The following is a 25,762-nucleotide window of genomic DNA, read 5'->3' on the forward strand; positions in this document are numbered from 1 at the left end:
AATGAACCGCACGCCCCGCCCACTCGAAGGGGAAAGGAGCCCCCCTTCCCCCTTCCCGGCACCAGATTTCAGAAACTTGGCTCCAGCCGCACGGCCATACCGCCACCGGGAGCCATCCACATGTCGAGGCTGTCCCCTTGCTTCACCGTCTTTGTATCATAGGCAATGGCATGGCGCGTTTCATCGAGATAGGACGCGCCTTCGCCATCCTTCCAGATCGTTGCCGTATACGTCCGCCCCGGATCGAGAAAATCGAAATCGACGCGCACCGTGCGCGGCGTTGCATCGTTGACCCCGCCGACGAACCAGCGCGGGCTCTTGCGATCCTTGCGCGCAAGGACCGCATAATCGCCCACTTCGCCTGCGAGGAGATGACTTTCCGACCAGTCGGTCGGCACGCTGGAGATGAAGTCCATCTCGCGCGGGTGCTTCTCCAGTTCCTCGATGAAGTCCGCCGCCATCTGGATAGGCGAATAGAGCGTGACGTAGAGCCCAAGTTGCTTGGCCAGCGTGGAAGCGAGCGGCACACCCTCGGCGCCGGTGAGGCTTAGAATGCCCGGGGTGAAGTCCATCGGACCGGACAGCATACGGGTGTAGACCAGCGTCGGCTCGTGATCCGGCCCGTTCGCATAGGCACCCCAGGCGTTGTATTCCATGCCGCGTGCGCCCTCGCGCGAGACCCAGTTGGGCCAGGTGCGGCGAAGGCCGGTGTCCTTGATCGGCTCGTGCGTGTTGACGGCCACATGGTGCTGTGCCGCCACCTTCACCACGTCGAGGTAGTGGTTCGCCATGCGCTGGCCGTCGTGCCAGGCGGTGCGCACCGCGCCGGGCGCTTCGCCATAACGCTCGGTGTCGGCGATGATCCCGCCCGCATCGGTCACGTATCCGGTCTTCACGACATCGACGCCCAGCCGCTCGTAAAGCGCCATCGCATCGTCGAGCTGGGCTTCGTAGTTGGCGATGTTCCCGCCTGTCTCATGGTGCCCGATGAGACGCACGCCCTTGCTGCGGGCATAGGATGTCACCGCGTCGATATCGAAGTCCGGCACGGCCCTGGTGAAGCTGAAGTCCTGTCCATGCCCCAACCAATTGCCGTTCCAGCCCTTGTCCCATCCCTCGACAAGGACGCCCCGAAATCCATTCTTAGCGGCAAAATCGATATAGGCCCGGGTGCGGGCGGTGGTGGCGCCATGGCGCGGGCCTTCGCCCCAGGTCCAGTCGCCCCGGATCATGCCCCACCAGATGCCGATGTACCGTCCCGGCTCGAACCAGCTGACATCGCCCAGCGTGTTGGGCTCATTGAGGTTGAGTTCCAGGTCGTTCTCGACAAGGCCCGCCGCATCCTCGGCAATGCGGATCGTACGCCAGGGCGTTGCGAAGGGAAGATCGCGCACGACGGCGGGGCCATTGGCGGACGGGGCAAGTTCGGTCCGGAAGCTCTGGCCATCGGCCCGGCGTAGGCGATAGCCCGCGTAATCGACGAGGGCCGCCTCGTGAAACGAGAGGTGCGTGCCGTCCTCCAGCTTCATCGTGATCGGCGTGTGCGCCGTGGACACCGCGTCGATGGCGGTGAGCTGGTAGACCTGCTCGTAGCGGTTCCATTCCCCACCCGCGATCCACCAGGCTTCGCCCTTGGGCGCGATGGTGAAGCCGGTCGCTTCCTCGGCGATGCGCATGGTCTTGAGCGCGGGCTGCTCGGGCAGTTCATAGCGAAAACCGATGCCGTCATCGAAGAGGCGGAAACGGACGTTCATCCGCCGCGCGCCGTCCTCTTCGGACTGCACGAAACGCACTAGCACCTCGTTGTGACGGTCATGCACGAAGCGGCGCTCGCCCCAGGGCTGCTCCCAGGTCTCTTCGCCCTGTGCCCGCTCGCTCCCCGCAATCGAGAAACCCCGTACCATGGGAAGACCGTCGGCCAGGACGAAGCCCAGCCGACTGGGCGCGACAAGGAGCTTACCCTTGCGCGAGAGCGACCATTCCGGCCGGGCATCGTTGTCGGTCGTCACCCGAAGAACCAAGCTTCCATCGGGTGAACTGGCCGAAACTTCCTTGGGCTCAGTCGCTCCTGCGCGTATCCCATGGCAGGTGGCAAGAACCAGTCCGGCGGCGGCCAGAAGGCTCAGCGGTTTCATCGTTATCTCTCTCCCTCTTCGATCCAGATCGCCGCGTGCGGGGGCAGTTCGTCAAGGCGCCCCTCGCCTGTCCATAGGGCGGCGTCGAAATTGGTATGTGCAAGCAGATTTCCGGCAGCGGTCAGATCCTCCGGCCAAGGCTGCGCGGCTTCGCTGAAGTTGAACACCGCGAGCACGCTCTGGCTCATGTGGCTGCGGCGAAGGACCAGCCGGTGCGCATCGGCGAGCAGCACGGCGCAGCCCCCTTCGCGCAATGCGGGCGAGGCCTTGCGGATCTGCTGCACGTGCACGGTCAGGTTGAGCTGCGAGGCCGGATCGGCCTCTTGCCCATCAACGGCCCGCGCGAGGTTCTGGCCGCTCAGGGGCAACCACGGGTATCCCCCTTGTGTGAAGCCCCCATGCACATCGTCCCCGAGCCAGGGCAGCGGCGTGCGCACCCCGTCGCGCGACAGGGTCAGCGGCCAGTTGGCGATGGCCTCCGGGTCCTGCAGCAAGTCGAAGGGGACTTCATCCTGGAGCAGCCCGAGTTCCTCGCCCTGGTAGAGGATGAGATTGCCGCGCAGCGCGAAGAACAGCATCGCCTTCAGGCGGGCGAAGGCGGGGCGCGCGTCTTCATCGGCACACCAGCGCGAGAGGGCGCGCGGCGCATCGTGGTTCTCGAAGGCCCAGCTCGGCCAGCCGCCGACCTCGGGCCCGTCCCAGGCCTCAAGTGCCTGCTGGACAAGCGCCGGGGTAAGCGCCGGTGCGTAGAGGAAGTCGAAGCCATAGGCGCTGTCGAGCCGGTCGGGTCCGCGCGTGAATTCGTGCATCTCGGCCAGTGCGTTGCGCCCGCCCACTTCGGCGAGCGAGAAGGTGCCCGGATAGCTGGCAATCAGCGCCTGCAACCGCTCGATGAACTGCGGGATATCGGGGTGCGACTGGTTGTAGGCCTGAAGCTGGAAATCGAAGGGCCGTGTGCGCACCTCGCCGGTATCGGGCGCAGGCGGATTGTCGCGCAGCAGCGGGTCGTGCATCGTGAAGTTGAGCGCATCGATGCGAAAGCCCGCGACGCCCCGCTCCAGCCAGAAGCGCGCCACATCCAGCAGCGCTTCCTGCACCTTGGGATTATGGACGTTGAGCTGGGGCTGCTCCTTCAGGAAATTGTGAAGGTAGTACTGCCCGCGACGCGCGTCCCAACACCAGGCCGGACCGCCGAACACGGACTGCCAGTTGTTGGGCGGGGAGCCGTCGGGCTTGGGGTCTGCCCAAACGTACCAATCGGCATGCGAATTGCGGCGCGAGGCCCGGCTCTCGACAAACCAGGGATGTGCATCGGAGGTATGCGCGTAGACCTGGTCGACGATGACCTTGAGGCCCAGTTCTGCAGCGCGCGCGACCAGGGCATCGAAATCCGCGAGCGTCCCGAAGATCGGATCGACGTCGCAATAGTCGGCGATGTCATAGCCGAAGTCTGCCATGGGCGAGGTGTAGAACGGGGATATCCAGATCCCCTCGACACCCAGGCGCGCCACGTGGTCGAGGCGCTGCGTGATGCCCGCCAGGTCTCCCACGCCATCGCCGTTGCTGTCCAGGAAGCTGCGCGGATAGATCTGGTAGATCGTCGCACCGTGCCACCAGGCACCCGCTTCGCGGTCGGTTTGATTTGCCACAGGGCTCGTCATGCTACGCAGTATCCCTTTTCGCATGTCACTGTGCGCCGAAGTCCGCCAGAAACTAACGCCGGGCCTCGCACAGGGCGAAGCCGAAGGGGGCCAGCGTGATGGCGAGACTTCCCGCTGCAATCGATTTTGTAACGCAGCCGTGGCCCGCAATCTCGCGGAACTGCGCTGAATTTGGATCGACTGCCACTACAGCCTCTAACGCCTGCCCCGAAGTATTGAAAACCATAACAATTTCATGGCCATCGCGCGGATCGAAGCGCGAGACCGCAAAGAGCCCGGGGGCGGTTTCGGACGCCGCGCGCAGCCGTGTCGCGCCGCTCTGCAGAGCTGGCGTGTGCGCACGCAGCTGCGCCATCTGCGATATGAAGCGATAGAGCGGATGCGTAGTATCGAAATTGGCCTCAGCGCTTGTCGCGTCGGTGCCCAGCAGGTCCTGCGTGTTGAAGGCGGCGACCTGCGAGGCGAACATGTCCTGGCGCGCCTCCTTGTCACCGCCGGTGCCGACAAATCCCTGCTCGTCGCCGGCATAGATCGTGGGGACGCCGCGCAAGCTCAGCAGCAGCGCGTGGGCGAGCGTGACCCGCGCAAGAAGCTCTTCGCGCGATATGCCGGGGTTGGCCTTCTCCAGAAGCATGGCGATTCGGCCCGCATCGTGATTACCCAGGAACGTGGGCAGCCGGTTGGCCGCTTCGGTTCCGCCCGCGTAGAGCGTGTCGTCCATCGGCAACCGGGCGAGTTCAGCCTGGCCGCCACCTGCCGAAAGAGCATGGATCACCGCGTACATCAGGCCGAAATCGAGCACGGCGGGAAAACCGGCCGCATGGGTCCAGGATGCGAGCAAGGCCGGGTCGTAACGCTCGGTCGCGACTTCGCCGAAGATGTGGAAGTTGGGAATGCCCCCCTGTCGTGCGCGCTCCTCCATGGCGGGCACGAAAGCCTGCCAGAATTCAGGGTTCACATGGCGGGCGGTATCGATCCGGAAGCCGTCGATGCCATAGCGATCTATCCAGGCGCCGTAGATCTCGATCATCCCCTCGACAACGCGCGGATGTTCGGTCGCCAGGTCATCAAGGCCGATGAAATCGCCGTACTGCGCGCTCTCCCCGGTCCAGTCGGTGTCGCCCCGGTTGTGGTAGTAGATCGGGTCGTTGAGCCACTTCGGGGTCTTCGCCGCGCGTTCGCCCTCCGACACGCGCGGAGCATAGGCAAAACCGGGATCGGTCAGCTTCGCCCAGTTGGCAGGTGCGGGATCGTGGTCGCCCACAAAGCCCGGGTTGATCGGCGCCCCCTGAACCCCGCCTCGGGTCGAGAAGGGATATTGCGCCTTGCTGCGGTAGGCATAGCCGCTCTCGGCGCCATCGGTATAGGTGATCACGTCGGCTGTGTGGTTGACGATGATGTCCATGTAGACCTTCATGCCACGCGCGTGGGCCGCTTTCACGAAGGCGGCGAACTCGGCCTCGGTGCCAAGGTGCGGGTCGAGTGACGTGAAATCGGTGATCCAGTAGCCGTGGTAGCCGGCGCTCTCCTGGCCCGGCGCGCCTTGCACCGGCTTGTTGCGAAAGACCGGGCCGACCCAGATCGCGGTGGCGCCCAGGCCCTGGATATAGTCCAGCCGCGAAGTCAGTCCCGCCAGGTCGCCGCCATGATAGAAGCCCTTGTCAGCCGGATCGAAGCCCGTCGCGAGCCTGTCCCCTGCGTACCCTCCCCGATCATTGTCCGGATCGCCGTTCTCGAAGCGGTCGGGCAGGAGAAAGTAGATCACCTCCTGTTCGGGCGCACGCGCGCGCAGGGCGGTCAGCGCGTCGGACAGCACCGCGTCCCGCGAATGCCCAGCGCTGGACAGCAGTGCCAGGCTTGAAGCCGCAAGGGCCAGTGTCGTGGCTCGGATCATCATGGCCTCCTCGAAAGAGATCGCGGGGGTGAAAGCGGGTCAGGGGTGGGCCCGGCCGGGACGTTCAATCGGACGGCCCCACCCCCTGTGTACGGCAGCCAGTCCGGACCGGGAGGAGCCAGTCCGGGCCTTGCTGCCGAAACGGTCAGAACTTGTAGGTGAACCCGGCGAGGAACCGGCGTCCATAGCTCTGGTAATCGATCACCTGGCGCGCATCGCCGGGATTGGCGGTGATGAAGGGCTCGTCGGTCAGGTTCTGCCCCTGGAGGTAGAGCGAGAGCCCCTCCAGCGCGCTGCCCGGCTGGAATTCGTAGCCCAGCTGCCCGTCGACGATGAACTCCGAGGCCGCACGGCGCCGCACGCGCGCCGCACCGAAGCCGGAAACTTCGCCCACGAAGGTCGATCGATAGCGCACCGATCCGCGCGCGCTGAAGCCTGCCTTCTCGAAGTAGGCCGTGCCGTTGGCCACCCACTTGGAATAGCCCGGCAGGTCCTCCGAAGCGCCGCCCGGCACTGGCGAGATCTTCGTTTTGGTATAGGCAACAGAACCCGTCACACCGAAGCCTTCCAGCGCCTCGACGAAGGTTTCGAAGGGAAGTGTCGTCGCCACTTCCACGCCGTAGAGCTTGCCGCCCTCCCCGTTCACCGGAACATTGAGCTGGGCATACGGCGCAATCGTGATGCCATCGCCCGGGCTCGGCAGCGCCAGCGCCGAGGTGGGCACTGTCACGTCTAGATTGTAGACGTAGCTCTTGAGATCCTTCCAGTAGAACTGCGCGGCGATGTAGCCCTTGCTCGCGAAGTACTTCTCGAAGGTGAGGTCGATGGCGTTGGCGCGCCAGGGGCGAAGATCGGGGTTGCCCGAAGAGCCGGTCACCTGCGCCACGTCACCCGTGACGGTGTAGCCCCAGCTGAGCGAGGCGCGCATATCGTCGAGGCGCGGGCGGATGATCTCGCGCGCGGCGGCAAAGCGGATCACGAAATCGCTCGGGAAACGCAGCGAGAGGTTGAGGCTGGGGAGCACATCAAGGTAGTCGGTGCTCTCGTTACGCTCCGAAGCGCCGATGTCGGGCGAACCATTGGCGTTGGTTCCCAGGTACACCGCCGTCGCCCCCTTCGAGTTCTGGTCGACCCAGTTGGCCTGCACCCCCACGTTGCCGGTCAGATGCGCCGAGCCGATCTCCGCATCGATGTTCGCCTGGGTATAGGCGGTCATGATCTTCTCGCGGATCGCGTAGGCCTTGACCACCACGTCGCCGTAGGGGTTGGCGACAAGGTTGTAGAGACCGGCATCGACCAGCGCGACCGGATCGTAGCTGACCATCGAGCCCAGCCCCAGATAGTCGAGATCGGTCGCGCCCAGGCGCGCGTCCTCGGGGATCGGGACCGAGACCGTGCCATCGGTGTTGGCGGCAAGGCCCAGGAAATACTCCTCGGGCACCAGCCGCTTGGAGCGGGTGGTGTAGTTGAGCCCGGCCTGCACCGAACGCAGGGGCCCGCGATCAATCTCCTTGGCGACTTCGAGGCGCAGCTGCCACAGCTCGTCCCGGATCTTGCGGTCGTTGTAGTAGCCGTCCTGCCCGCCGGTGATGGTCGTCCCGTCCGGCCCGATCTGCGTGCCGCCCCAGCCTTGCGGGCTGGTCAGCTGGATCAGATCGTAGTCGGCATAGTCGAGCAGGTGGGTAAACACCGTCCCGCCCGAGGAACTGGAAAAGCCGATGGTGTCGGTCGCGCCCTCACCCGCACGGCCCGTGCCCGAGTAGGTTTCGACCACGAGTTCGTTGCGGTCGGTGCGCGAGTAGCTGACGTCGGCAACGGCGTTCCAGCCATCGTCGCCCTTCCAGGTGTTGTTCCACCCGAACGAGTAGAGCTTGGCGTGGCGCTGGAACGCGTCGTTACGCAGCACTCCCTTCACATCGTCGAAGGCCCCTTGCGTGATGAGACCGTCCGAGGCGCTGTAGTCGTCCTGGAGCGAAGCCCCCGACCAGAACAGCGGCAGCTCGATCCCGCGCTTGAACTGGTCGTCCTTGAAGTCGGAATAGAACGCATCGAGTGTCGAGGTGAAGTTGGGAGACGGGCGCCATTGCAGCGTGCCGTTGAGCCCGAGGCGCTTGAGCTTGGTCGAGGTGACATAGGACTTCGAGCCCCCGATCACGCGGTTGCCGTCCGGCCCATCGGCGTAGCCCCAGGCGTTGAATTCCTCGACCTGATAGGGCTCATCCAGATAGCTGGCGCCAAGAGCGATGCCTAGGGTGTCGTTCGCAAACTGGTCGACATAGAGCGCGTTCATGCGAAACCCGGTGTCCGAGGACCCTGCGTTGAGTTTGCCCTGATCGGTGTAGGTCCCGCGCGCGCCGACGCTGACGATGCGCTTGGTACCATCGAGCGGGCGGACCGTGCGCATGTCGACCGTGCCGGAGAGGCCCTGGCCGATGAGGCTGGCCATCGGTGTCTTGTAGACATTGACCGCGTTGACGATCTCGGACGGGTACTGGTCATACTCGACCGCGCGGTTGTCGCCGGTCGAGGTCTGTTCGCGCCCGTTGAGAAGCGTGGTCGAGAAGTCCGGCGCAAAGCCGCGAATGGAGATTGCGTTCGAGCGCCCGTTGACGCGCTGCGAGGTCAGGCCCGGCAGGCGCGCGATCGATTCCGCGATGGAAGCGTCGGGCAGCTTGCCGATGTCCTCGGCCGATATCGATTCCACGATCTGCTCGGCCTCGCGCTTCTCGCCCACCGCGCTGGCCAGGCTGGCGCGGTAGCCGGTGACGATGATCGCGCCTTCCTCGGTGAGCGGCTCGGCGGCCTCCTGCGCCAGCGCCGTGCCGGGCATGACGGCCAGCATCGCGGCGACCAGTGCGCCCCGTGAAATCGCGACCTTGCTCGCAGTATACGTACGAAAATGCATTCCCTGTTACCTCCCAATACCGCGTGACGGTTCTGAAGACCGATTGCGGCGTCCGCTCCCAAGGGCGAGTGCGCTTCGAAGACGGCGCGACTCATTTCCTGCCTTCGGCATAGACGCGGGATTGGTTACGCATAATATGGCATACGTATACGTAGAGCGAACGGGGCCTCGCGCCGTGGCACCCGGGCAACATACGCAAAACTGCGTGATCGCCCGGAAATCCGCGCCACAAGGCCCAACCGAACGCCGCGATTGTGCGCAGCATGAGAGCGCCAGGGGAGAGGGAGAACTACATGGGGCGCAAGCCTTCCAACCGGCCGACGAGCTTTGACATCGCCTATAGGGCGGGCGTCTCGCAGCCGACCGTCAGCCGGGCGCTCCGCGGCAGCCCATCGATCAGCGAAGCGACCCGAAAGCGCATCGAAACCATCGCACGCGAACTCAACTACTCGGTCGACAAGAATGCTTCCTCGCTGCGCTCGAAACGGACCAACACCATCGCGCTGCTCTTCTTCGAGGAAGACACCCCGGGCGATTCCAAGATCAACCCCTTCTTTCTCGCCATGCTCGGCGCGATCACGCGGCACAGCGCCAAGCGCGGGCTCGACCTGCTCATCTCCTTCCAGCGCATGGAGGACGACTGGCACGTGCGCTATCTCGACAGCCACCGCGCCGACGGGCTGATCCTGCTGGGTTATGGCGACTACACACTCTACCGCAGCCGCCTGCGCGACCTGGTCGAGCATGGCACGCATTTCGTGCGGTGGGGGGCGGTCGACGATCCGGCCTTTGGCGCCGCGATCGGTTCGGACAACGTGCAGGCGGGCCGAATGGCAGGCGAGCACCTGCTGGACCAGGGGCATCGCCGCATCGCCTTCCTCGGTCAGGCAGATGAGCACTACCCCGAGTTCGCAGACCGCTATGGCGGACTGTGCGAGGCGCTCGATGCGGCCGGTATCGCGCCCGACGAGGCCCTCCGGCGCGACACGATCAGCCACGAAGACCTTGGCCGCGCGGCCATGCAGGACATCCTTGATGCGGGCACCCGGTTCGACGCGGTCTTTGCGGCCAGCGACCTCATTGCGCTGGGCGCCATGGCGGCCTTGCGCTCTGCGGGAAAGCGCATCCCCGAGGACGTGGCCGTGATCGGCTTCGACGATCTGCCCGCCGCCGCCATGGCCTCACCCGGCCTCACCACCATCGCCCAGGACATGCGCGCGGCAGGCGAGCGGCTGATCGATGCCCTGCTCGCCCGGATCGAGGAGCGCGCGCCGCCCTCCCCGCTGATCGGCACACGGCTTATCGTTCGTGAAAGCACGATGCCCGGTTAGCTTCGAAACGGACCCAGAAGTGGGCCGCGTATTCGTATGCGTGATTGCCGCAGACCCCGGCTCGTGCAAAGGCCATGGGCCTGAAGCGCACGGTGGCAGACCATCGGCAGACAAGATGGGAAAGGACGGCCGGATGGCTACAGGCAGCGAGGCCGAATTGCCCGGAGAGGCCACCGCACTCTCGGAAAAACCCCGGCAGGGCTGGCTGGGCCTGTGCAACATCAGCGTCGGTTTCTTCGGCATTCAGGTCGGTTTCGCGCTGCAGAACGCGAACATGAGCCGGGTCTTCCAATCGCTGGGTTCGTCCATCGATGACCTGCCCGCACTCTGGGTGGCCGCGCCGCTGACGGGCCTCCTCGTCCAGCCCGTCATCGGCCACCTTTCGGACCGCACCTGGCTCGGCAGGCTCGGGCGGCGGCGGCCCTATTTCCTGGCAGGCGCACTTCTGGCAGCCGCCTCGCTGCTGGCTATGCCCGGCAGCACGAGCCTCCTGATGGCGGCCCTCCTGCTCTGGACACTGGATGCCAGTCTCAATGTCTCGATGGAGCCGTTTCGGGCTTTTGTCGGCGACATGCTGCGCCGCGACCAGCATACCGCGGGTTACGGAGTGCAGACCGCCTTCATCGGCGCAGGCGCGGTCGTGGGCTCGCTCTTCCCCTACCTCCTCGAGCATCTGGGCGTTGCGAATGTCGCCGCAGACGGCGCGATCCCCGAGACGGTGCGGATCAGCTTCCAGGCCGGCGCGGCCCTGCTCGTCATCGCCGTGCTGTGGACCGTCCTGTCCACCCGCGAATATGCACCCGAGGACATGCGCGCCTTTGCGGGTAGCGGAGACAATGTCACGCAGTCCGCAACGCTGGACGCACTGGCAACTCGCAAATCCACGACCGGCCTCGCCTGGATCGGCCTTGGCGCCGCGCTGGCTCTCGCCGTCTGGCACTGGAGCCTCGAAAAGGAAGTCTACCTCCTCGCCGCGCTGCTTGCCGCCTATGGCCTCGCGGTAAACCTTGCGGCCCGGCGCGCACGGCAGGGCAAGGAAAGCTCGATGCTTACAGGGATCGTGGGTGACTTTGCCGGAATGCCGCCCCTGATGAAGCGCCTGGCCCTTGTCCAGTTCTTCAGCTGGTCGGCGCTCTTCATCATGTGGATCCACACGACACCGGTTGTGGCGAGCACCCATTTCGGCGCCGCCTCGCCGCTCGATCCGGCCTATCAGGAGGCGGGCAACTGGGTCGGCGTGCTCTTCGCGGTTTACAACGGCGTGGCGGCCTTTGCCGCTCTGCTGCTGCTCCCGCTCCTGTCCAGCCGGCTGGGCAAGGTGCGCACCCACGCGCTGTGCCTGCTCGCAGGCGCGCTGGGCTTTGCAGGCTTCCTCGTGGTGCGCGATCCCACCTGGCTGATCGCCTGCGAGATCGGCATCGGTATTGCCTGGGCCTCGATCCTCGCGATGCCTTACGCCATCCTCGCCAGCCACCTGCCGCAAGCCAAGCTCGGCGTCTACATGGGTCTCTTCAACGTCTTCGTGGTCCTGCCCCAACTGCTCGTCGCGACGGTCATGGGGACGGTGATGAAGGCCTTCTTCCCCCAGGCGCCGATCTGGACGATGGCCTTTGCTGCGGGAACGCTGGCTCTCGCCGCGCTACTTGCGCTTCGCGTCGATCCCGACCAGGGCCGCGCGGCGTCCTAGTCCATGTCCTCGGCGCACGGCGCGCCGCGTGTCGCGGCCTCGTTCGCGCGCAAGCGATAGGCATGGGCGGCGCGGCGGATATGGTTGCGCGCAATGGCGCCCGCCCAGGCGACATCGTGGGCGGTGAAGGCCGCAATCAGGTCGCGGTGGTCACGCTGGCTCTGTTCAAGGTCCGAGACAGTGTAGCGTTCGGCCGTGCGGTGGATGATCACCTGGTTGACGATGATCCGCATCATCTGGTTCAGCGGCTCGGAGCGCGCCGCCGCCAGCAAGGTCGCGTGGAAACGCCGGTTGCCTTCGACGAAGCCCGGGATGTCAGCCTCCCCGCCCAGCGCCGCATCGATGAAGTCGGCGTGAGTGCGCAGCTCCGCGATCTCGTCAGGCGTGATCAGTTCGGCCGCGCGCTCGGCGCAGTGCGCCTCGAGCTTGGCGCGCAGGGTGAAGAGTTCTTCCACCTCGCCATCGGACCACAGCGGCACGAACACCCGCCGCGTGCCGGAGCGCTGCAGCAGCGTTTCGGAGACAAGCCGCGCAATCGCCTCGCGCACAGGCGTGCGCGAGGTGCCGCAGTAGCTCGCGAATTCGTCCTCGGGCACGAACATGCCCGGCTCGAAATCGCCCGCCAGAATACCTGCACGGATCTGGCGATATACCTGCTCTGATGTCTTGGCCATGTTCAACTCCCGGAGCGTGCGCCCGGCATTCCAATGGGTAAACAGTCAGGCTCCCTAGCGCCGGGTGGGTGGGCAGCGCAACGCGCAAAGTGCGCGCGCCGCCCGCCCAACCGCGCCCTGTCAGAAGCTGAAGCCCGCTTCCACGCCGATCTGGCGCAGCGCGCCCGGCGTCAGGAACGCACCGCCGAACTCGGGCGCAGGGATCACCTCTTCCAGGTAGCGCTTCTTGAAGAAGTTGTTGACGAAGCCTGTCAGGTGCCAGCCTTCGCCCTTCAGCCCGGCCCGCAGGTTCACGATGCCATAGGCATCGCGCCGGGTCTGCGAATAGTCCGCCGTGCCTAGCCCGGGGTAGAACACGTCGAAGATCGTGCGGCGCTGCTGGTCCTGCACGACATGGAACCAGGTCGGCCCGGTCAGGAGGTAGTCTGCAAGGAAGGTGAAATCGACGCGGTCGCTGACCGGCTGGATCACCGAGGCCCCGACGTTCAGCGTATAGTCGGCCGAATAGGGCGACTTGTTCCCTTCGGTATTGGGCCGCACCGAGTTGGTGATGATCTTGCTGTCGAGGACGTTGCCGCCTGCATCGAGCGTGAAGCCCGGAGCGACCTTCCAGACCACGCCCAGTTCCGCCCCCATCAGGCGCACCTTGTCGATGTTGGAGACGACGCGCAGGATCCCGAAGGTGCCGGTGTAGAACTCGAAGAACTGCATGTCCTCGACGATGTTGCGATAGACAGCGCCGTTGATCTGCACATCGCCGTTGGCCAGGCCGATCTTGAAGCCCGCCTCCAGTGCGTGGCTGACCTCCTTCTTGTAATCATCGTCAATGGCGAGGTTCGAGCCCAGGAGGTCGTTGTAATAGGTGTCGATCAGCGCGGCGCTGCCCTGGCTGTTGAAGCCGCCCGCCTTGAAGCCCACGCCATAGTCCAGATAGACATTGATGTCGGGCGTGAACTCGTAGCGCAAGGTGACCTTGGGCTGGAGCTGCTCGTAGGCCCGTTTCTGGAATTCCAGCGTGCCCACCTCATAGCCCGGATTGATCGAGGCCCCGGTGATGGGATCGAGGACATCGGGCACGAGCGGAGTGACGGTGCGCTCCTCGCGGTCGAAACGCAGCGCACCCGACAAGGTGAGCGCCCGCGTCGGGCTCCATTCCAGTGATCCAAAGCCAGCATAGACATTGGTCTTGAAGCGGTCGTTGAAGAGCTGCGAGGTCTGGTTGGGTGTGCCGGGCGCATTGTAGAGGTTGGAATTGACCGGCCCGCCGTCATCCTCGTTGAGCGCGGTCGCATAGTGGCGGTTGATGTGGAGGTAGTAGGCCCCGACCGACCATTGCAGCGGCCCGCCCGTGTCCGAAGCAAGCCGGATTTCCGCGCTGATGTCGCGCTGGTCGCGCAAGGTCACCTGAATACCGTCGCAGGCGGTCGGGCTATAGGCCCCAAGCGTCGAGCCACCGGGCGTCGGCGCCAGATAGAGCGGCGGGGCGAGCACCACACCCGCATCGTAAAGCGCCGCAGTCGAGGCGATGCACGCGTCCTGGCCGTTGAAGCGCCCAAACGAGGCGGCGGTCGTGTCGGCATAGAACGTCTCGTCGATGTCCGAGAAGGACACCCAGGTCGTCAGCTTCGCTCCATCGAAGGCGTAGTCCGCCTTGAGCGAGGCCTCGATCGTGCGCAGGGTGTCGATCGAGGGGACGTTGCGCTGCCACTCGAAACGCGCGGTGTTCACGTCCTGGTAGTATTCCGGGATGCCCAGCGCGCTGGCAAAGTCGGGCATCTCGAAAGCCGCGTTGTAGTTGAGCGCCGCGGCCTCGATTTTGTTGTAGCGAAACTTGACATCAAGGCTCAGCCGGTCCGTCGGCTCGGAAACGAGGCGTCCGCCCAGCCCCCAGCCTTCGTACTGGTCGATGGTCTTGCCGCGCGTGCGCGGATCGGGTCCGGTGTTGGTATAGAAGCCGTCGGTCGCCCGGTACTGGCCGAAGAGGACAAAACCGGTGTTGCCCCCCAGCGGACCCGAGATCGAACCTTCCAGAAGCTTGCTGTCCTGCGTGGCCCAATAGGCACGCCCTTCGGCCTCGAGACGGTCCGAGGGCTTCTTCGTTGTCATCACGATCACGCCCGCGGTTGCGCCGCGTCCGTAGTAGGCGCCCTGCGGTCCCTTGAGGATCTCGAACTGCTGGAGCGCGCCCTGGTACTGGTTGACCGCCGCCGTGTTGGTCTTGAGAATGCCGTCAACCACCAGCGCGACGTTGTTCTCCGCATCACGCGCGCCGTTGACGCCGCGGATATTGATCTGCGCATCGCCGACCTGCGCGGCGTTGGAGACGATCGTAACGCCCGGCGTTGCCGCAATCGCCTGCTCGGTCGTCACGATTCCCTTGGCTTCCAGGTCCGCGCCGGTCAGCACCGTGACCGAGGCGGGCACGTCGCTCAGGCTCTCGTTCTGGCGGCGCGCGGTAACGGTGATCTGATTGCCGGTCAGTTCCGCTCCCGAAGAGGTGGACTGCGCCGCGACCGGGTTGGCGCCCACAACGCCAAGCGCGACACCTGCGAGAAGAATTACCTTCTTGTGCTGCATCTGATGATTTCCCCTGAACCTCGAATTGTCTTACTTTGCAAACATTTCATCGAGCGCCCGGCCGGTTTCGGCTCTTGGCGGCATCAAGGTGACTGCGATTTACATATTTGTACACAAAAATATTCAAGCATCATTCGCCAAACATCGCACCTAGCCCTAATGACGCAAGTTACAGCAAGGTAATGCGCGAGACAGGCACTGGCATCTGGACCGCGAAATCCATTTCGTGTACAGTTTTGGAAACACCTCCAGCGGAAGGCACGGAAGGCAGCCACCAGCCTTCGCCCGCCCCACCCACCGCTCCGCACATGCAATGCGCTCCAGGCCCTCCCCGGTCCTGAGCCAAGGAAAGGCCCGAACCGCGTGACGGTAAAGTCGATCGAATTCATGGAAGTAGGCCCGCGCGACGGCCTGCAGAACGAAAAGACATTGATCTCGACCCAGGACAAGCTCGAACTGGTGCGCCGCGCCATCGACGCCGGTGCCCGCCGCATCGAGGTGACCAGCTTCGTGAACCCGCGCCGCGTGCCCCAGATGGCCGATGCGGCCGAGGTCTGCGCGGGACTGCCCGAGGTCGAAGGCGTTCTCTACACAGGCCTCGTCATGAACGCGAAGGGCGGCGAGCGCGCCATCGCCACGGGACGCATCCACGAACTCGGTGCCGTCTGCGTCGCCTCGGACCGCTTCGCCATCGCCAACCAGGGCCAGACCAGCCTCGAATCGGTCGACGCCGCCAAGGGCCTCATCGCCATGGCCCAGGATGCAGGCCTGCGCGGCCAGGCCACCATCGGCGCGGCCTTCGGCTGCCCCTTCGAAGGTGAGATCGCCGAGGAACACGTCGTCGAAATGGCCCGCAAGCTGGCAGAGGCCAACCCGGTCGAGATCGCGCTGGCCGACACCATCGGCGTCGCCGATCCGGCCCACGTCTCCCGCCTCGTGCGCGCCGTCAGCGAAGCGATCGGCTCTACCCCTGTGCGCGTCCATTTCCACAACACCCGCGGCACCGGCATCGCCAATGTCTGGGCGGCGGTGGAAGCGGGCGCACGCGTCGTCGATGCCGCCCTCGGCGGCCTTGGCGGCTGCCCCTTCGCCCCCGGCGCGGCCGGCAATGTCGCCAGCGAGGACGTGGTCTACATGCTCCACCGCGCAGGCGTTGCGACCGGCATGGATCTTGGCAAGCTTGTCGAGGCAAACCAGTGGCTTGCCACGGTCATGGAGCGCACCCTGCCGTCCATGGTCGCCCGCGCACCCGCCTTTCCCAAGCCAGTCGAAACCGCCGAGGCCTGAGCGTGGCGGCGGCGCCAACTTATCCGATAGGCGGGACCAGCCTCCGCCTGGCGGATGTTTGTGCGCCAGTCGTTTTCATATTCCTCCGACATGCGGCCTATTCGCTGGCGCATAGTCTTCGAACAAGGTGAAACACATGACCTATCGTTTGGGTGTCGACGTTGGCGGCACCTTCACCGACCTTTTGCTGTTCAACCAGGAAGACGGCTCGTTTTTCCGTCACAAGACGCCGTCGACGCCGCATGACAGTTCGGAAGGTATTCTGAACGGGCTCGGCGCGATCTGCGAGAAGGCGGGGATCACGCCGGCGGATATCGAGTTCTTCCTGCACGGCACCACCGTCGCCACCAACGCCGTGCTTGAAGGCAAGGGCGCGCGCGTGGGCCTCATCACGTCCGAAGGCTACCGCCAGGTCATGCAGATCGCGCGCTCGTTCGTGCCGGGCGGTCTGGCGGGTTGGATCGTGTGGCCCAAGCCCGTGCCGCTCGCCGCTCTGGAAGACACTTTCGAGGTTGCCGGGCGCATGAACGCGCAGGGCGAGGAAGTGCGCGCGATCGACGAAGCCCAGATCCGCGACGTGCTGACCAGGCTCAAGGCCTCGGGCGTCCAAGCGCTCACCGTTTCGCTCATGAACGGCTACTTGAACGGCGCGCACGAGAGCCGCATCGGCGAACTCGCCGCCGAGATCTGCCCCGAGCTTCCGGTCTCGCTCTCCCACGAAGTCCTGCCCGAGATGCAGGAATACGAGCGCACGCTGACCACCGTCGCCAACGCCGCGGTGCGGCCCGTGGTGGGCAACTACGTGCGTAACCTGCGCTCGAACCTGCGTTCGGGCGGCATGGCGGGCTCGCTCTCGCTGCTGCGCTCGGACGGTGGTCTCATGTCCTCGGAGAAGTCCGAAGAGCACCCCGTCGCGCTCCTCATGTCGGGTCCGGCAGGCGGCGTCACCGGCGCGCTGTGGGTCGGCAAGAACGCTGGCATCAAGAACATCCTGACGCTGGACGTGGGCGGCACCTCGACCGACGTCGCGCTCATCGAAAACCTCGAGGCACGCCGCGTGCGCACCACCGAAGTGGGCCACCTCTCGGTGCGCGCTTCGGCTCTGGATGTGAAGACCGTGGGTGCGGGCGGCGGCTCGATCGCCTATGTCCCCGAGCTCACCGGCGCGCTGCGCGTCGGACCGGAATCGGCCGGCGCCGTCCCGGGCCCGGTGGCCTACAACAAGGGCGGCACGCTGCCGACCGTGACCGACGCCAACGTGGTCCTGGGCTACCTCCCCGAGAACCTTCTGGGCGGGACCTTCAAGCTCGACCGGGAAGGCGCCAAGGCGGCTGTCCAGACCGTCGCCGACAAGCTCGGCATCGATGTCATGGAGGCCGCGCGCGGCATCATCGACATCGTCAACGAGAACATGTTCGGCGCGCTGCGCATGATCTCGGTCCAGCAGGGCTACGATCCGCGTCACTTCGCGGTCATGGGCTTTGGCGGGGCGGGTCCGCTCCACGTCAACGCCGTCGCCAAGCTGATGGGCTCCTGGCCCGCCGTCTCGCCGGTGTCCCCGGGCGTCCTGTGCGCGCTGGGCGATGCGACCACGCGCATGCGCACCGAGACCGCGCGTTCGTACTCCAAGTCGTTCTCCAGCACCGAGGAAGCCGACGTTCTCGCCCAGCTCGAAGAGATGGCCGCGCAGACCACGAAGGAACTCACCAGCGAGGGCATCGACGCCAGCGACGTCACCGTCGAGTTCGAACTCGACGTGCGCTACGAGGGCCAGGCCTTCGAAGTGCCGCTCTCCATCGATCCCGAGACCTTCAAGTCGGGTGGCCTTGCCGCGATCATCGCGCGCTTCGATGATGAGCACGAGCGCCTCTTCACCTTCAAGATGGATAGCGAGCACGAACTCGTGAACCTGCGCGCCGTGGCGCTCGGCCCCGTCCTCGACCTCGAAGCCCAGCGCCTTCCCGAAGGCAACGGCGATCCCATCGAGGCCAAGGTGCGCGACCACCAGCTGTGGGCCGATGGCAAGATGGTCCCTGCCGTGATCTACGACCGTTCCAAGCTCAAGGCGAACGACGTGATCCAGGGCCCGGCCATCGTCACCGAGATGGACTCCACCACGCTCATCGAAGCCGACTGCACCGGCACCGTCGATGCCTTTGGCAACATCCTCATCAACCTGAAGTGAGCGAAGGAACTCTCTAATGCCCGCACAGATCATTCAGGCCAACGAAACCCCCTTCGAGAAGATCGAGATCGATCCGGTCACCCTCGAAGTCATCGAGAACGCCCTTCGCAACGCCCGCATCGAGATGGACGCGACCCTCGTGCGCACCGCCATGTCGCCGGGCATCCGCGAACAGGGTGACGCCTTCCCGCTCATCGCCGACCACAAGGGACGCATGATCGTGGGCCAGTTCGGCTCCTACATCGGCCCCTTCCTCGAAGGCTATGAAGGCACCGTGGAAGACGGCGACATGATCTTCCTGTCCGACCCCTACTCGGTCGGCGGCGCGATCAGCCACTGCAACGACTGGCTCGTCCTGCTCCCCGTCTTCAAGGACGGCCGCCTCATCGCCTACACCTCGATGTTCGGCCACCAGAGCGACATCGGCGGCATGGTGCCGGGCTCCATGCCGATCCACGCCACCGAGATCTTCCAGGAAGGCGTGCGCATCCCGCCCGTCAAGATCTGGAAGAAGGGTGAGTACAACGAGGACCTCATCAAGCTGGTCATGCACCAGTCGCGCATGCCCGACTGGTGCAAGGCGGACCTGAACGCGCTGATCGCCTCGTGCCGTGTTGCCGCCAACCGCGTGGTCGAGATGGCCGAGCGCTTCGGCGATGACATCTTCGTCTCGGCGACCAACCTGCTCCTGGATCGCAACTACCGCGCCATGCAGCAGCTCATCGAGAGCTCGATCGGCGAGACGCCCGTCTCGTTCGAGGACTACATCTGCGACGATGGCATGGGTTTTGGCCCCTACAAGATCAAGTGCACGATGTGGAAGGAGAACGGCCGCGTCGTTCTCGACTTCGACGGCACCGATCCGCAGTCGCAGGCCTCGATCAACATGCTGCTCAATGAGAACATGATGCGCATGTTCTTCGGCATCTACATGATCATGGTCTTCGATCCGCAGATCCTGTTCAACGACGGCTACTACCCGCTGATCGACATCCGGATCCCGGAAGGCTCGCTGCTCAAGCCCAGGTTCCCGGCCGCGCTCTCGGGCCGTACCCACGTGCTCGGACGCCTGTTCGACATCATGGGCGGCCTGCTGGGCCAGAAGACCCCTGAGTTCCTCAACGCCGCGGGCTTCTCCTCCTCGCCGCACCTGTTCTATGCAGGCCACGACAAGGCGGGCAAGTGGTTCCAGCTCTTCCAGATCGGCTTTGGCGGCATCCCGGGTCGTCCGATGGGCGACGGACCCGACGGCCACTCGCTGTTCCCCGGCTTCACCAACGTGCCCAACGAGTTCCTCGAGCGCTACTTCCCGCTCGAGATCGTCAAGTACGAGACGGTCGCCGACAGCGGCGGTGCGGGTCTGCACCGCGGCGGCAACGGCATCAACATGGTCTACCGCTTCTATGAGCCGGGCGTCATCGCGATCCACGACGACCGCTGGTTCGTGCCGCCCTGGGGCGTCAACGGCGGTCTTCCGGGCAAGCGCGCCAAGAAAATCCTGACCAAGGCCGACGGCACCCAGATCGTGGTCGGCAACAAGCTGGAAGACTACCCCGTCGAAGCGGGCGATGAACTCCAGTTCATCACCTGGGGCGGCGGTGGCTGGGGCGACCCGCTCGAGCGCGACCCGGCCCTCGTCCTCAAGGAAATCGGCCAGGGCCTCGTCACCGAGACCGGCGCCCTCGACTACGGCGTCGTCATCAAGGACGGCGCGGTCGACGAGACGGCCACCCAGGCCCTGCGCGAAAAGATGCGCACCGAGCGCGGCGAGGTCGAGGTCTTCAACTTCGGCCCCGACATCGAAACCTTGCGCAAGAACTGCCTCGAAGAAACCGGCCTCCCCGCTCCCAAGCAGCCCATGTGGCGGCATGCGGACATCGCGGAGGCAGCGGAGTAAACCATGGAAAATACAGGAGCCCTCAAGGGACTTCGCGTCGTGGAAATGGGCCAGCTTCTGGCTGGCCCGTTCGCCGGACAGCTTCTGGGCGACATGGGCGCCGACATCATCAAGGTGGAGCCGCCCGGCAAGGGCGACCCGCTGCGTGTCTGGGGCCAGGGCGAGAAGAAGGTCAGCTGGGAAGTGGTCGCGCGCAACAAGCGTGCGGTCTCGGCCAACATGCGCGTGCCCGAAGGCCAGAAGCTGGTGCGCGAGCTCATCCGCCACGCCGACATCGTGATCGAGAACTTCCGCCCCGGCACGATGGAGAAGTGGGGCCTTGATCCCAGGCAGCTGCTCGAAGAGCAGCCCAGCCTCATCATCTCGCGCATGTCGGGCTACGGCCAGACCGGCCCCTACTCCTCGCGCGCCGGCTTTGGCGGCATCGGCGAGGCCATGGGTGGCTGGCGCTACATCGTGGGCGAACCTGACCGTGCGCCGAGCCGCATGGGCGTCTCGATTGGCGACACCCTCACCGCCACCTACGGCGTCATGGGCATCCTCGCCGCGCTCCACGTGCGCGACACCACCGGCAAGGGCCAGATCATCGACGCGGCGCTCTACGAAAGCGTGCTGCAGATCACCGAGAGCCTGGTTTCAGAATACGACAGCTCGGGCTTCATCCGCGAGCGCACTGGCTCGATCCTGCCGGGCATCGCGCCCTCCAACGTCTATTATTGCAGCGACGGCGAATACATGATCGGGGCCAACGCCGATCCCTTGTGGAAGCGCCTGTCGGCCGCCATGGGCAAGCCGGAACTGGGTGATGATCCGCGCTATGCCACCCACATCGCACGCGGGCAGAACCAGACCGAACTCGACGAGATGATCAACGCCTGGACCAAGGGCTACACCATCGAGGAGATGGACGCGCTGATGAGCGAGTACGGCATTCCCGCCGGCCGCGTCTACCGCGCGCCCGAGATGCTCGCCGACCCGCACTTCCAGGCCCGCGAGGCCATCGTCGAAGTCGAGACCGAAACCCACGGCAAGCTCAAGATGCAGAACGCCTTCCCCAAGCTGTCGGCCACGCCCAGCTGCATTCGTCGTCCGGCACCCTCGCGCGTTGGCCAGCACAACGCGGAGATCTATGGCGAACTGCTGGGTCTCGATGCCGAGGCGCTCGCCAGGATGGAAGCCGATGGGATCGTCTGATCCTCAAGGCTTTTGAGACCACATACGATGGCGCGGCGATCCTGCGATTGCCGCGCCATCTTGTTTTCGCCTTCCCCGACCCGATATCGGAACCCTGGGAAGGAGACGTAGCATGATCTTCAGAACTTCACCCATGGCGTCCGCAGCGCTCCTTGCGGCCTGTGCCGCGCTTGGCCTTGGTGCCTGTTCGCCGGAGCCCGCCAAAGAATACACGGCCGACGTCGAGGACAAGAGCGGGGGCGAACTGATCGTCACCGACGTCGACGAGACCGGCGTGGACGTGAAGGTGCCCGACACGCCGATGACCAACGTGCCGCCCGAGGACAAGGCCGGCAACTAGGCGGTCAATTAGGCCAAAGCCCTTTCCTCAGGCCAGCAAGGCAACCGAAACCGCGTGAAGCGGAGCGCCTTGCGCCTCGTAGGCCGAGAGGTTGGCGACGGTCGTCTCGGCAATCGCGGTCATCGCCTCGCGCGTGAAGAAGCCCTGGTGGCCGGTGATGAGGACATTGGGAAAGGTCATCAGGCGCACGAAGACATCGTCGCGAATGACCGTGTCGGAGAGGTTCTCGAAAAAGAGATCGCCCTCCTCCTCGTAGACGTCGAGCCCGACGTTGCCGACCTTGCCACTCTTGAGCCCGGCAATGACCGCGCGGGCGTCCATCACCGCGCCCCGGCTCGTGTTGATGAGCATGACGCCCGGCTTCATGCGCGCGATTGCGCCACGCCCGATGAGGTGATGGGTGGCGGGCGTGAGCGGGCAGTGGAGGCTGATGATGTCGCAGCGCCCCAGGAGATCATCGAACGAGGTGTATTCGCCGCCCAGCTGCGCCAGTTCAGGGCTGGGCGAAGGGTCGCTTGCCAGCACCTCGCAGCCAAAGCCCTTCAGTATCCGCGCGACGTTGAGGCCGATGCGCCCGGTCCCGACGATCCCGGCGGTCTTGCCCCGCATGTCGAAGCCGAGCAGCCCGTCGAGCGCGAAGTTGCCCTCGCGCACCCGCGCATAGGCCTTGTGGATGCGCCGGTTGAGCGCGAGCATGAGTGCGACGGCGTGCTCGGCAATGGCGTCGGGCGAATAGGCGGGAACCCGCGCCAGAGCGATCTTGAGCCGGGCCGCGGCCTCCAGGTCGACGTTGTTGAACCCTGAACAGCGCAGCGCAACAAGGCGAATGCCGTGTCGCGCGAGGATCTCCAGCTCAGGCTTTCCCAGCGCATCGTTGACGAAGGCGCAGACCGCCTCGAAGCCCTGTGCAAAATGCGCCGAATGGGCCGACAACCGGGTATCGAAAAACGTCAGTTCGTGTGGGCTTCCGGCCAGCCGATTGGCCTCCTCCAGGAATGTCCGATCGTACGAACGCGTGCTGAAGACGACGACCTTCATGCTTTATCCTCCCCGAGGTCCGAAGACCGCCACCGGTGCAATCATTCGTAACATCCGTGCTGCATTGCACAAGGCCCGAGGGGGCGATAGGCTTGCCCCGCGCCCGCACCGGGCACGCCATCGCGCAGGGGGACAAGGGTCTTGCTCGAAGCGAAAATTCCCGAAGATCGGGGCTGGCATGCCCTCGATCCCGTCACTGTCGCCGCCGATCTGGGAGCGGGCAGCGCCGGGCTCTCCGGGTCCGAGGCTGCCCGCCGCCTCGAACGCTACGGCCCCAATCTTCTTCCCCGCGTAAAGCCGCCGCATCCGCTCATGCGGTTTGCCGCGCAGTTCAACAACGCGCTTATCTATTTCCTCCTGGCTTCGGCGGCGGCCGCCTTCGTGCTCGACCACGCGATCGATGCCGGTGTGATCCTTGCCGTGGTCCTCATCAATGCCTTCGTCGGCGTGATCCAGGAGGGCAAGGCGGAGAAGGCGCTCGCAGGGATGGAGAACCTTGTCGGCGAGGAAGCCCATGTCCTTCGCGACGGGCACCGCCAGCCCGTCCCCGCCGGAAGTCTGGTGCCGGGCGACACGGTCCTTGTCGAGGCAGGCGACCGGGTGCCTGCGGACCTTCGCATCGTGCGCGCCCGCGCGCTCTCGATCGAGGAAGCCGCACTCACCGGGGAATCGGTCGCCGCCGATAAGCAGGAGGAGGCCGTCGAGCCCGATGCGCCGCTCGCCGAGCGCACGTCGATGGCCTATTCGGGCACACTTGTCGTGCGCGGGCAGGCGACAGGCATTGTCGTCGCGACCGGCGCCAGCACCCAGATCGGCAAGATCGGCGCTCTCCTCCAGTCGGTGCCGCGCCTTGTCACCCCGCTCCTGAAGCAGATCGACCAGTTCGGCACACGCCTCACGCTCCTCATCCTCATGGGCAGCGCCGCGCTCTTCGCATTTTCGGTGACCGCGCGCTCCTACCCCTGGGTCGATGCCCTCATCGCTGTTGTCGCGCTGGCGGTCGGCGCAATCCCCGAAGGGCTCCCCGCCGTCATCACCATCACGCTGGCCATCGGCGTCCAGCGCATGGCGCGGCGCAAGGCGGTGATCCGCAAGCTCCCGGCGGTCGAGACGCTGGGCGCGACCTCGGTCATCTGCAGCGACAAGACCGGCACGCTCACCCGCAACGCGATGACCGTGACCCGCCTCTTCACGCCTGAGGGGGAGTGGCTGGTTTCGGGCAGCGGCTATGCCCCCGAAGGTGCGATCAAGGCCCGGGAGCACGAGACCGCTCGTCCCGGCGAGATTCTGAACTGCGGCGCACTGTGCAACGATGCGCGCCTCCACCACGAAGACGGCAACTGGAGCGTGGTGGGCGATCCCATGGAGGGCGCGCTCCTCGCGCTCGCTGGCAAGGCCGGGCTCGACACCGCCGAACTCCATGCGGACTGGACGCGCCTCGACGAAATTCCCTTCGATGCGGCCTACCGCCTGATGGCAACACTGGTGCGCAGCCCTAAGGGCGAGGCCATCGCCTTCGTCAAGGGCGCGCCGGAAGCGGTGCTCGCGCTGGGCGCGGCAGGCACCGATTTCGAGCGCTGGCACGGCATCACCCGCCAGGCCGCCGCCCAAGGTGAGCGCATCCTGGGCTTTGCCGCCATCACGCTTGCGCCGGGCACCACCCGCCTGCGCTTCGAGGACCTGCAGGGCGCGCGCATCCTGGGTCTCATGGCCTTCGTAGATCCGCCGCGCGAAGAGGCCCGCATCGCCATCGGCGAATGCCGCTCGGCCGGAATTGCGGTCAAGATGATCACCGGAGACCATGCCGCAACGGCCGTGGCCATTGCCCGGCAGCTCGAGATCGAGGACGAACCGCGCGCGCTCACCGGCGCGCAGATCGAGGCCATGAGCGACGAGGAACTGCGCCGCGAGGTGCCCGAAGTCGCCGTGTTCGCGCGCGCCAGTCCCGAGCACAAGCTGCGTATCGTGCGTGCGCTCCAGTCGCACGGCCAGATCGTCGCGATGACCGGCGACGGGGTCAACGATGCGCCCTCGCTGCGCCAGGCCGATGTCGGCACGGCCATGGGCGCCAGCGGCACGCAGGCCGCGCGCGAGGCCTCGGAAATGGTGCTTCTCGACGACAACTTCGCCTCCATCGTCGCGGCCGTGCGCGAGGGACGCACCGTCTACGACAACATCCGCAAGGTCATCGCCTGGACGCTGCCCACCAACGGCGGCGAAATCATCGCCGTGGTCCTGGCGATCATCCTCGACCTTGCCCTGCCGATGACCGCAACGCAGATCCTGTGGATCAACCTCATCACCTCGGTCACGCTGGGCCTCGTGCTCGCCTTCGAACCTTCCGAGCCGGGCATCATGGAACGTGCGCCGCGCGCCAAGGACAGCCCCTTGCTGTCCGGCTTCATCCTGTGGCGCGTGGGCCTCGTCTCGCTGCTCTTCGCCGTGGCGCTGCTGGGGGTCTACTTCGCCGCCCTCAACACGGGAACGGACATCGCGACGACCCGCACGATGGTGGTCAACATGCTGGTGATCGCGGAGATCTTCTACCTCTTCAACGTGCGCTACATGCATGTTCAGTCACTCAGCTGGCACGGGATCCTGGGCACGCGTGCGGTGCTCGTCGCGGTAGGCACGGTTGCGCTGGCGCAAGTGTGCTTCACCTACCTCCCGCCGTTCCAGGCCGTGTTCGAGACCCGCCCGCTCAGCTTCACGCAAGGGGCAACGCTCATCGCGATCGGCGCTGTGATCTTCATTCTCCTGGAGCTCGAGAAACTGCTGGTCCGGCGCCTGGGCTGGTTTGCCGAACTCGACTGATCTCGCCCCTCCCTGGCCCGGCTTGCTGATCCTTCACGGGTTGCGCGCAACGAAAATCTGTGTCCAACTGGATCGTATCGCATGCCCATGCGTTGCAGTTGATGCGCGATTGTACGCGCAGGGCTCCAGACACGCGATACGAG

The 25,762-nt window shown here is 65.4% G+C and carries 15 protein-coding genes; 8 read left to right on the top strand and 7 right to left on the bottom strand.

What is annotated here, in order from left to right; genetic code table 11:
* Positions 1-68 precede the first annotated feature (68 nt).
* The 4 genes from HT578_RS02450 to HT578_RS02465 form a co-directional block, all read right to left on the bottom strand.
* Positions 69-2,135 carry a glycoside hydrolase family 97 protein gene (locus tag HT578_RS02450; RefSeq protein WP_213502014.1) on the bottom strand — a complete coding sequence of 689 codons (2,067 nt, stop codon included), beginning with the start codon at positions 2,133-2,135 and terminating at the stop codon, positions 69-71.
* Positions 2,136-2,137: 2 nt separating this feature from the next.
* Positions 2,138-3,796 carry an alpha-amylase family glycosyl hydrolase gene (locus tag HT578_RS02455; protein WP_213502016.1) on the bottom strand — a complete coding sequence of 553 codons (1,659 nt, stop codon included), beginning with the start codon at positions 3,794-3,796 and terminating at the stop codon, positions 2,138-2,140.
* A 52-nt stretch (positions 3,797-3,848) separates the two neighbouring features.
* The gene (locus tag HT578_RS02460) at positions 3,849-5,690 is read right to left on the bottom strand and encodes an alpha-amylase family glycosyl hydrolase (protein WP_213503966.1); all 1,842 of its coding nucleotides are present in this window, start codon (positions 5,688-5,690) and stop codon (positions 3,849-3,851) included.
* A gap of 145 nt (positions 5,691-5,835) precedes the next feature.
* Positions 5,836-8,532, bottom strand: coding sequence for a TonB-dependent receptor (locus HT578_RS02465; RefSeq protein ID WP_039395405.1), 2,697 nt, complete (start codon positions 8,530-8,532; stop codon positions 5,836-5,838).
* A gap of 356 nt (positions 8,533-8,888) precedes the next feature.
* On the opposite strand from HT578_RS02465, the gene HT578_RS02470 reads away from it, so the two are divergent.
* Positions 8,889-9,926 carry a LacI family DNA-binding transcriptional regulator gene (locus HT578_RS02470; RefSeq protein WP_213502017.1) on the top strand — a complete coding sequence of 346 codons (1,038 nt, stop codon included), beginning with the start codon at positions 8,889-8,891 and terminating at the stop codon, positions 9,924-9,926.
* 133 nt (positions 9,927-10,059) lie between these two features.
* Positions 10,060-11,613 (top strand): MFS transporter, encoded by a 1,554-nt coding sequence (locus HT578_RS02475; protein WP_213502018.1) that lies wholly within the window; start codon positions 10,060-10,062, stop codon positions 11,611-11,613.
* Here the strand turns inward: HT578_RS02475 and HT578_RS02480 are convergent.
* Complete coding sequence (locus HT578_RS02480) at positions 11,610-12,287, bottom strand: GntR family transcriptional regulator (protein ID WP_213502020.1); 678 nt, start codon at positions 12,285-12,287, stop codon at positions 11,610-11,612. The two genes, HT578_RS02475 and HT578_RS02480, sit on opposite strands and share 4 nt — an antisense overlap.
* 120 nt (positions 12,288-12,407) lie before the next feature.
* Positions 12,408-14,864 (bottom strand): TonB-dependent receptor, encoded by a 2,457-nt coding sequence (locus HT578_RS02485; protein ID WP_213502021.1) that lies wholly within the window; start codon positions 14,862-14,864, stop codon positions 12,408-12,410.
* A 363-nt stretch (positions 14,865-15,227) separates the two neighbouring features.
* Here HT578_RS02485 and HT578_RS02490 point away from each other — a divergent pair, with 363 nt between their 5' ends.
* The 5 genes from HT578_RS02490 (at position 15,228) to HT578_RS02510 (ending at position 21,767) form a co-directional block, all read left to right on the top strand.
* Entirely contained in the window at positions 15,228-16,151 is a 924-nt protein-coding gene (locus tag HT578_RS02490; protein WP_277884188.1) for a hydroxymethylglutaryl-CoA lyase, read from the top strand.
* Between the two features lie 136 nt (positions 16,152-16,287).
* Complete coding sequence (locus HT578_RS02495; protein WP_213502023.1) at positions 16,288-18,336, top strand: hydantoinase/oxoprolinase family protein; 2,049 nt, start codon at positions 16,288-16,290, stop codon at positions 18,334-18,336.
* A 16-nt stretch (positions 18,337-18,352) separates the two neighbouring features.
* A complete protein-coding gene (locus HT578_RS02500) occupies positions 18,353-20,233 on the top strand; it encodes a hydantoinase B/oxoprolinase family protein (protein WP_213502024.1) in 1,881 nt (626 codons plus the stop codon).
* A 3-nt stretch (positions 20,234-20,236) separates the two neighbouring features.
* On the top strand, positions 20,237-21,427 hold the full coding sequence (locus HT578_RS02505; protein ID WP_213502026.1) for a CaiB/BaiF CoA transferase family protein: 1,191 nt from the start codon (positions 20,237-20,239) through the stop codon (positions 21,425-21,427).
* Positions 21,428-21,539: 112 nt separating this feature from the next.
* Positions 21,540-21,767, top strand: a complete 228-nt coding sequence (locus HT578_RS02510) for a hypothetical protein (protein WP_039393392.1) — start codon at positions 21,540-21,542, stop codon at positions 21,765-21,767.
* Between the two features lie 27 nt (positions 21,768-21,794).
* On the opposite strand, the gene HT578_RS02515 is transcribed toward HT578_RS02510, so the two are convergent.
* Positions 21,795-22,805, bottom strand: a complete 1,011-nt coding sequence (locus HT578_RS02515) for a 2-hydroxyacid dehydrogenase (RefSeq protein ID WP_213502027.1) — start codon at positions 22,803-22,805, stop codon at positions 21,795-21,797.
* Positions 22,806-22,946: 141 nt separating this feature from the next.
* On the opposite strand from HT578_RS02515, the gene HT578_RS02520 reads away from it, so the two are divergent.
* Positions 22,947-25,619 (top strand): cation-translocating P-type ATPase, encoded by a 2,673-nt coding sequence (locus HT578_RS02520; protein WP_277884189.1) that lies wholly within the window; start codon positions 22,947-22,949, stop codon positions 25,617-25,619.
* The last annotated feature ends 143 nt before the right edge of the window (positions 25,620-25,762 follow it).

Origin of the sequence: Novosphingobium decolorationis, from assembly GCF_018417475.1 — a bacterium.
In the GTDB taxonomy this organism is placed as follows: Bacteria; Pseudomonadota; Alphaproteobacteria; order Sphingomonadales; family Sphingomonadaceae; genus Novosphingobium; species Novosphingobium decolorationis.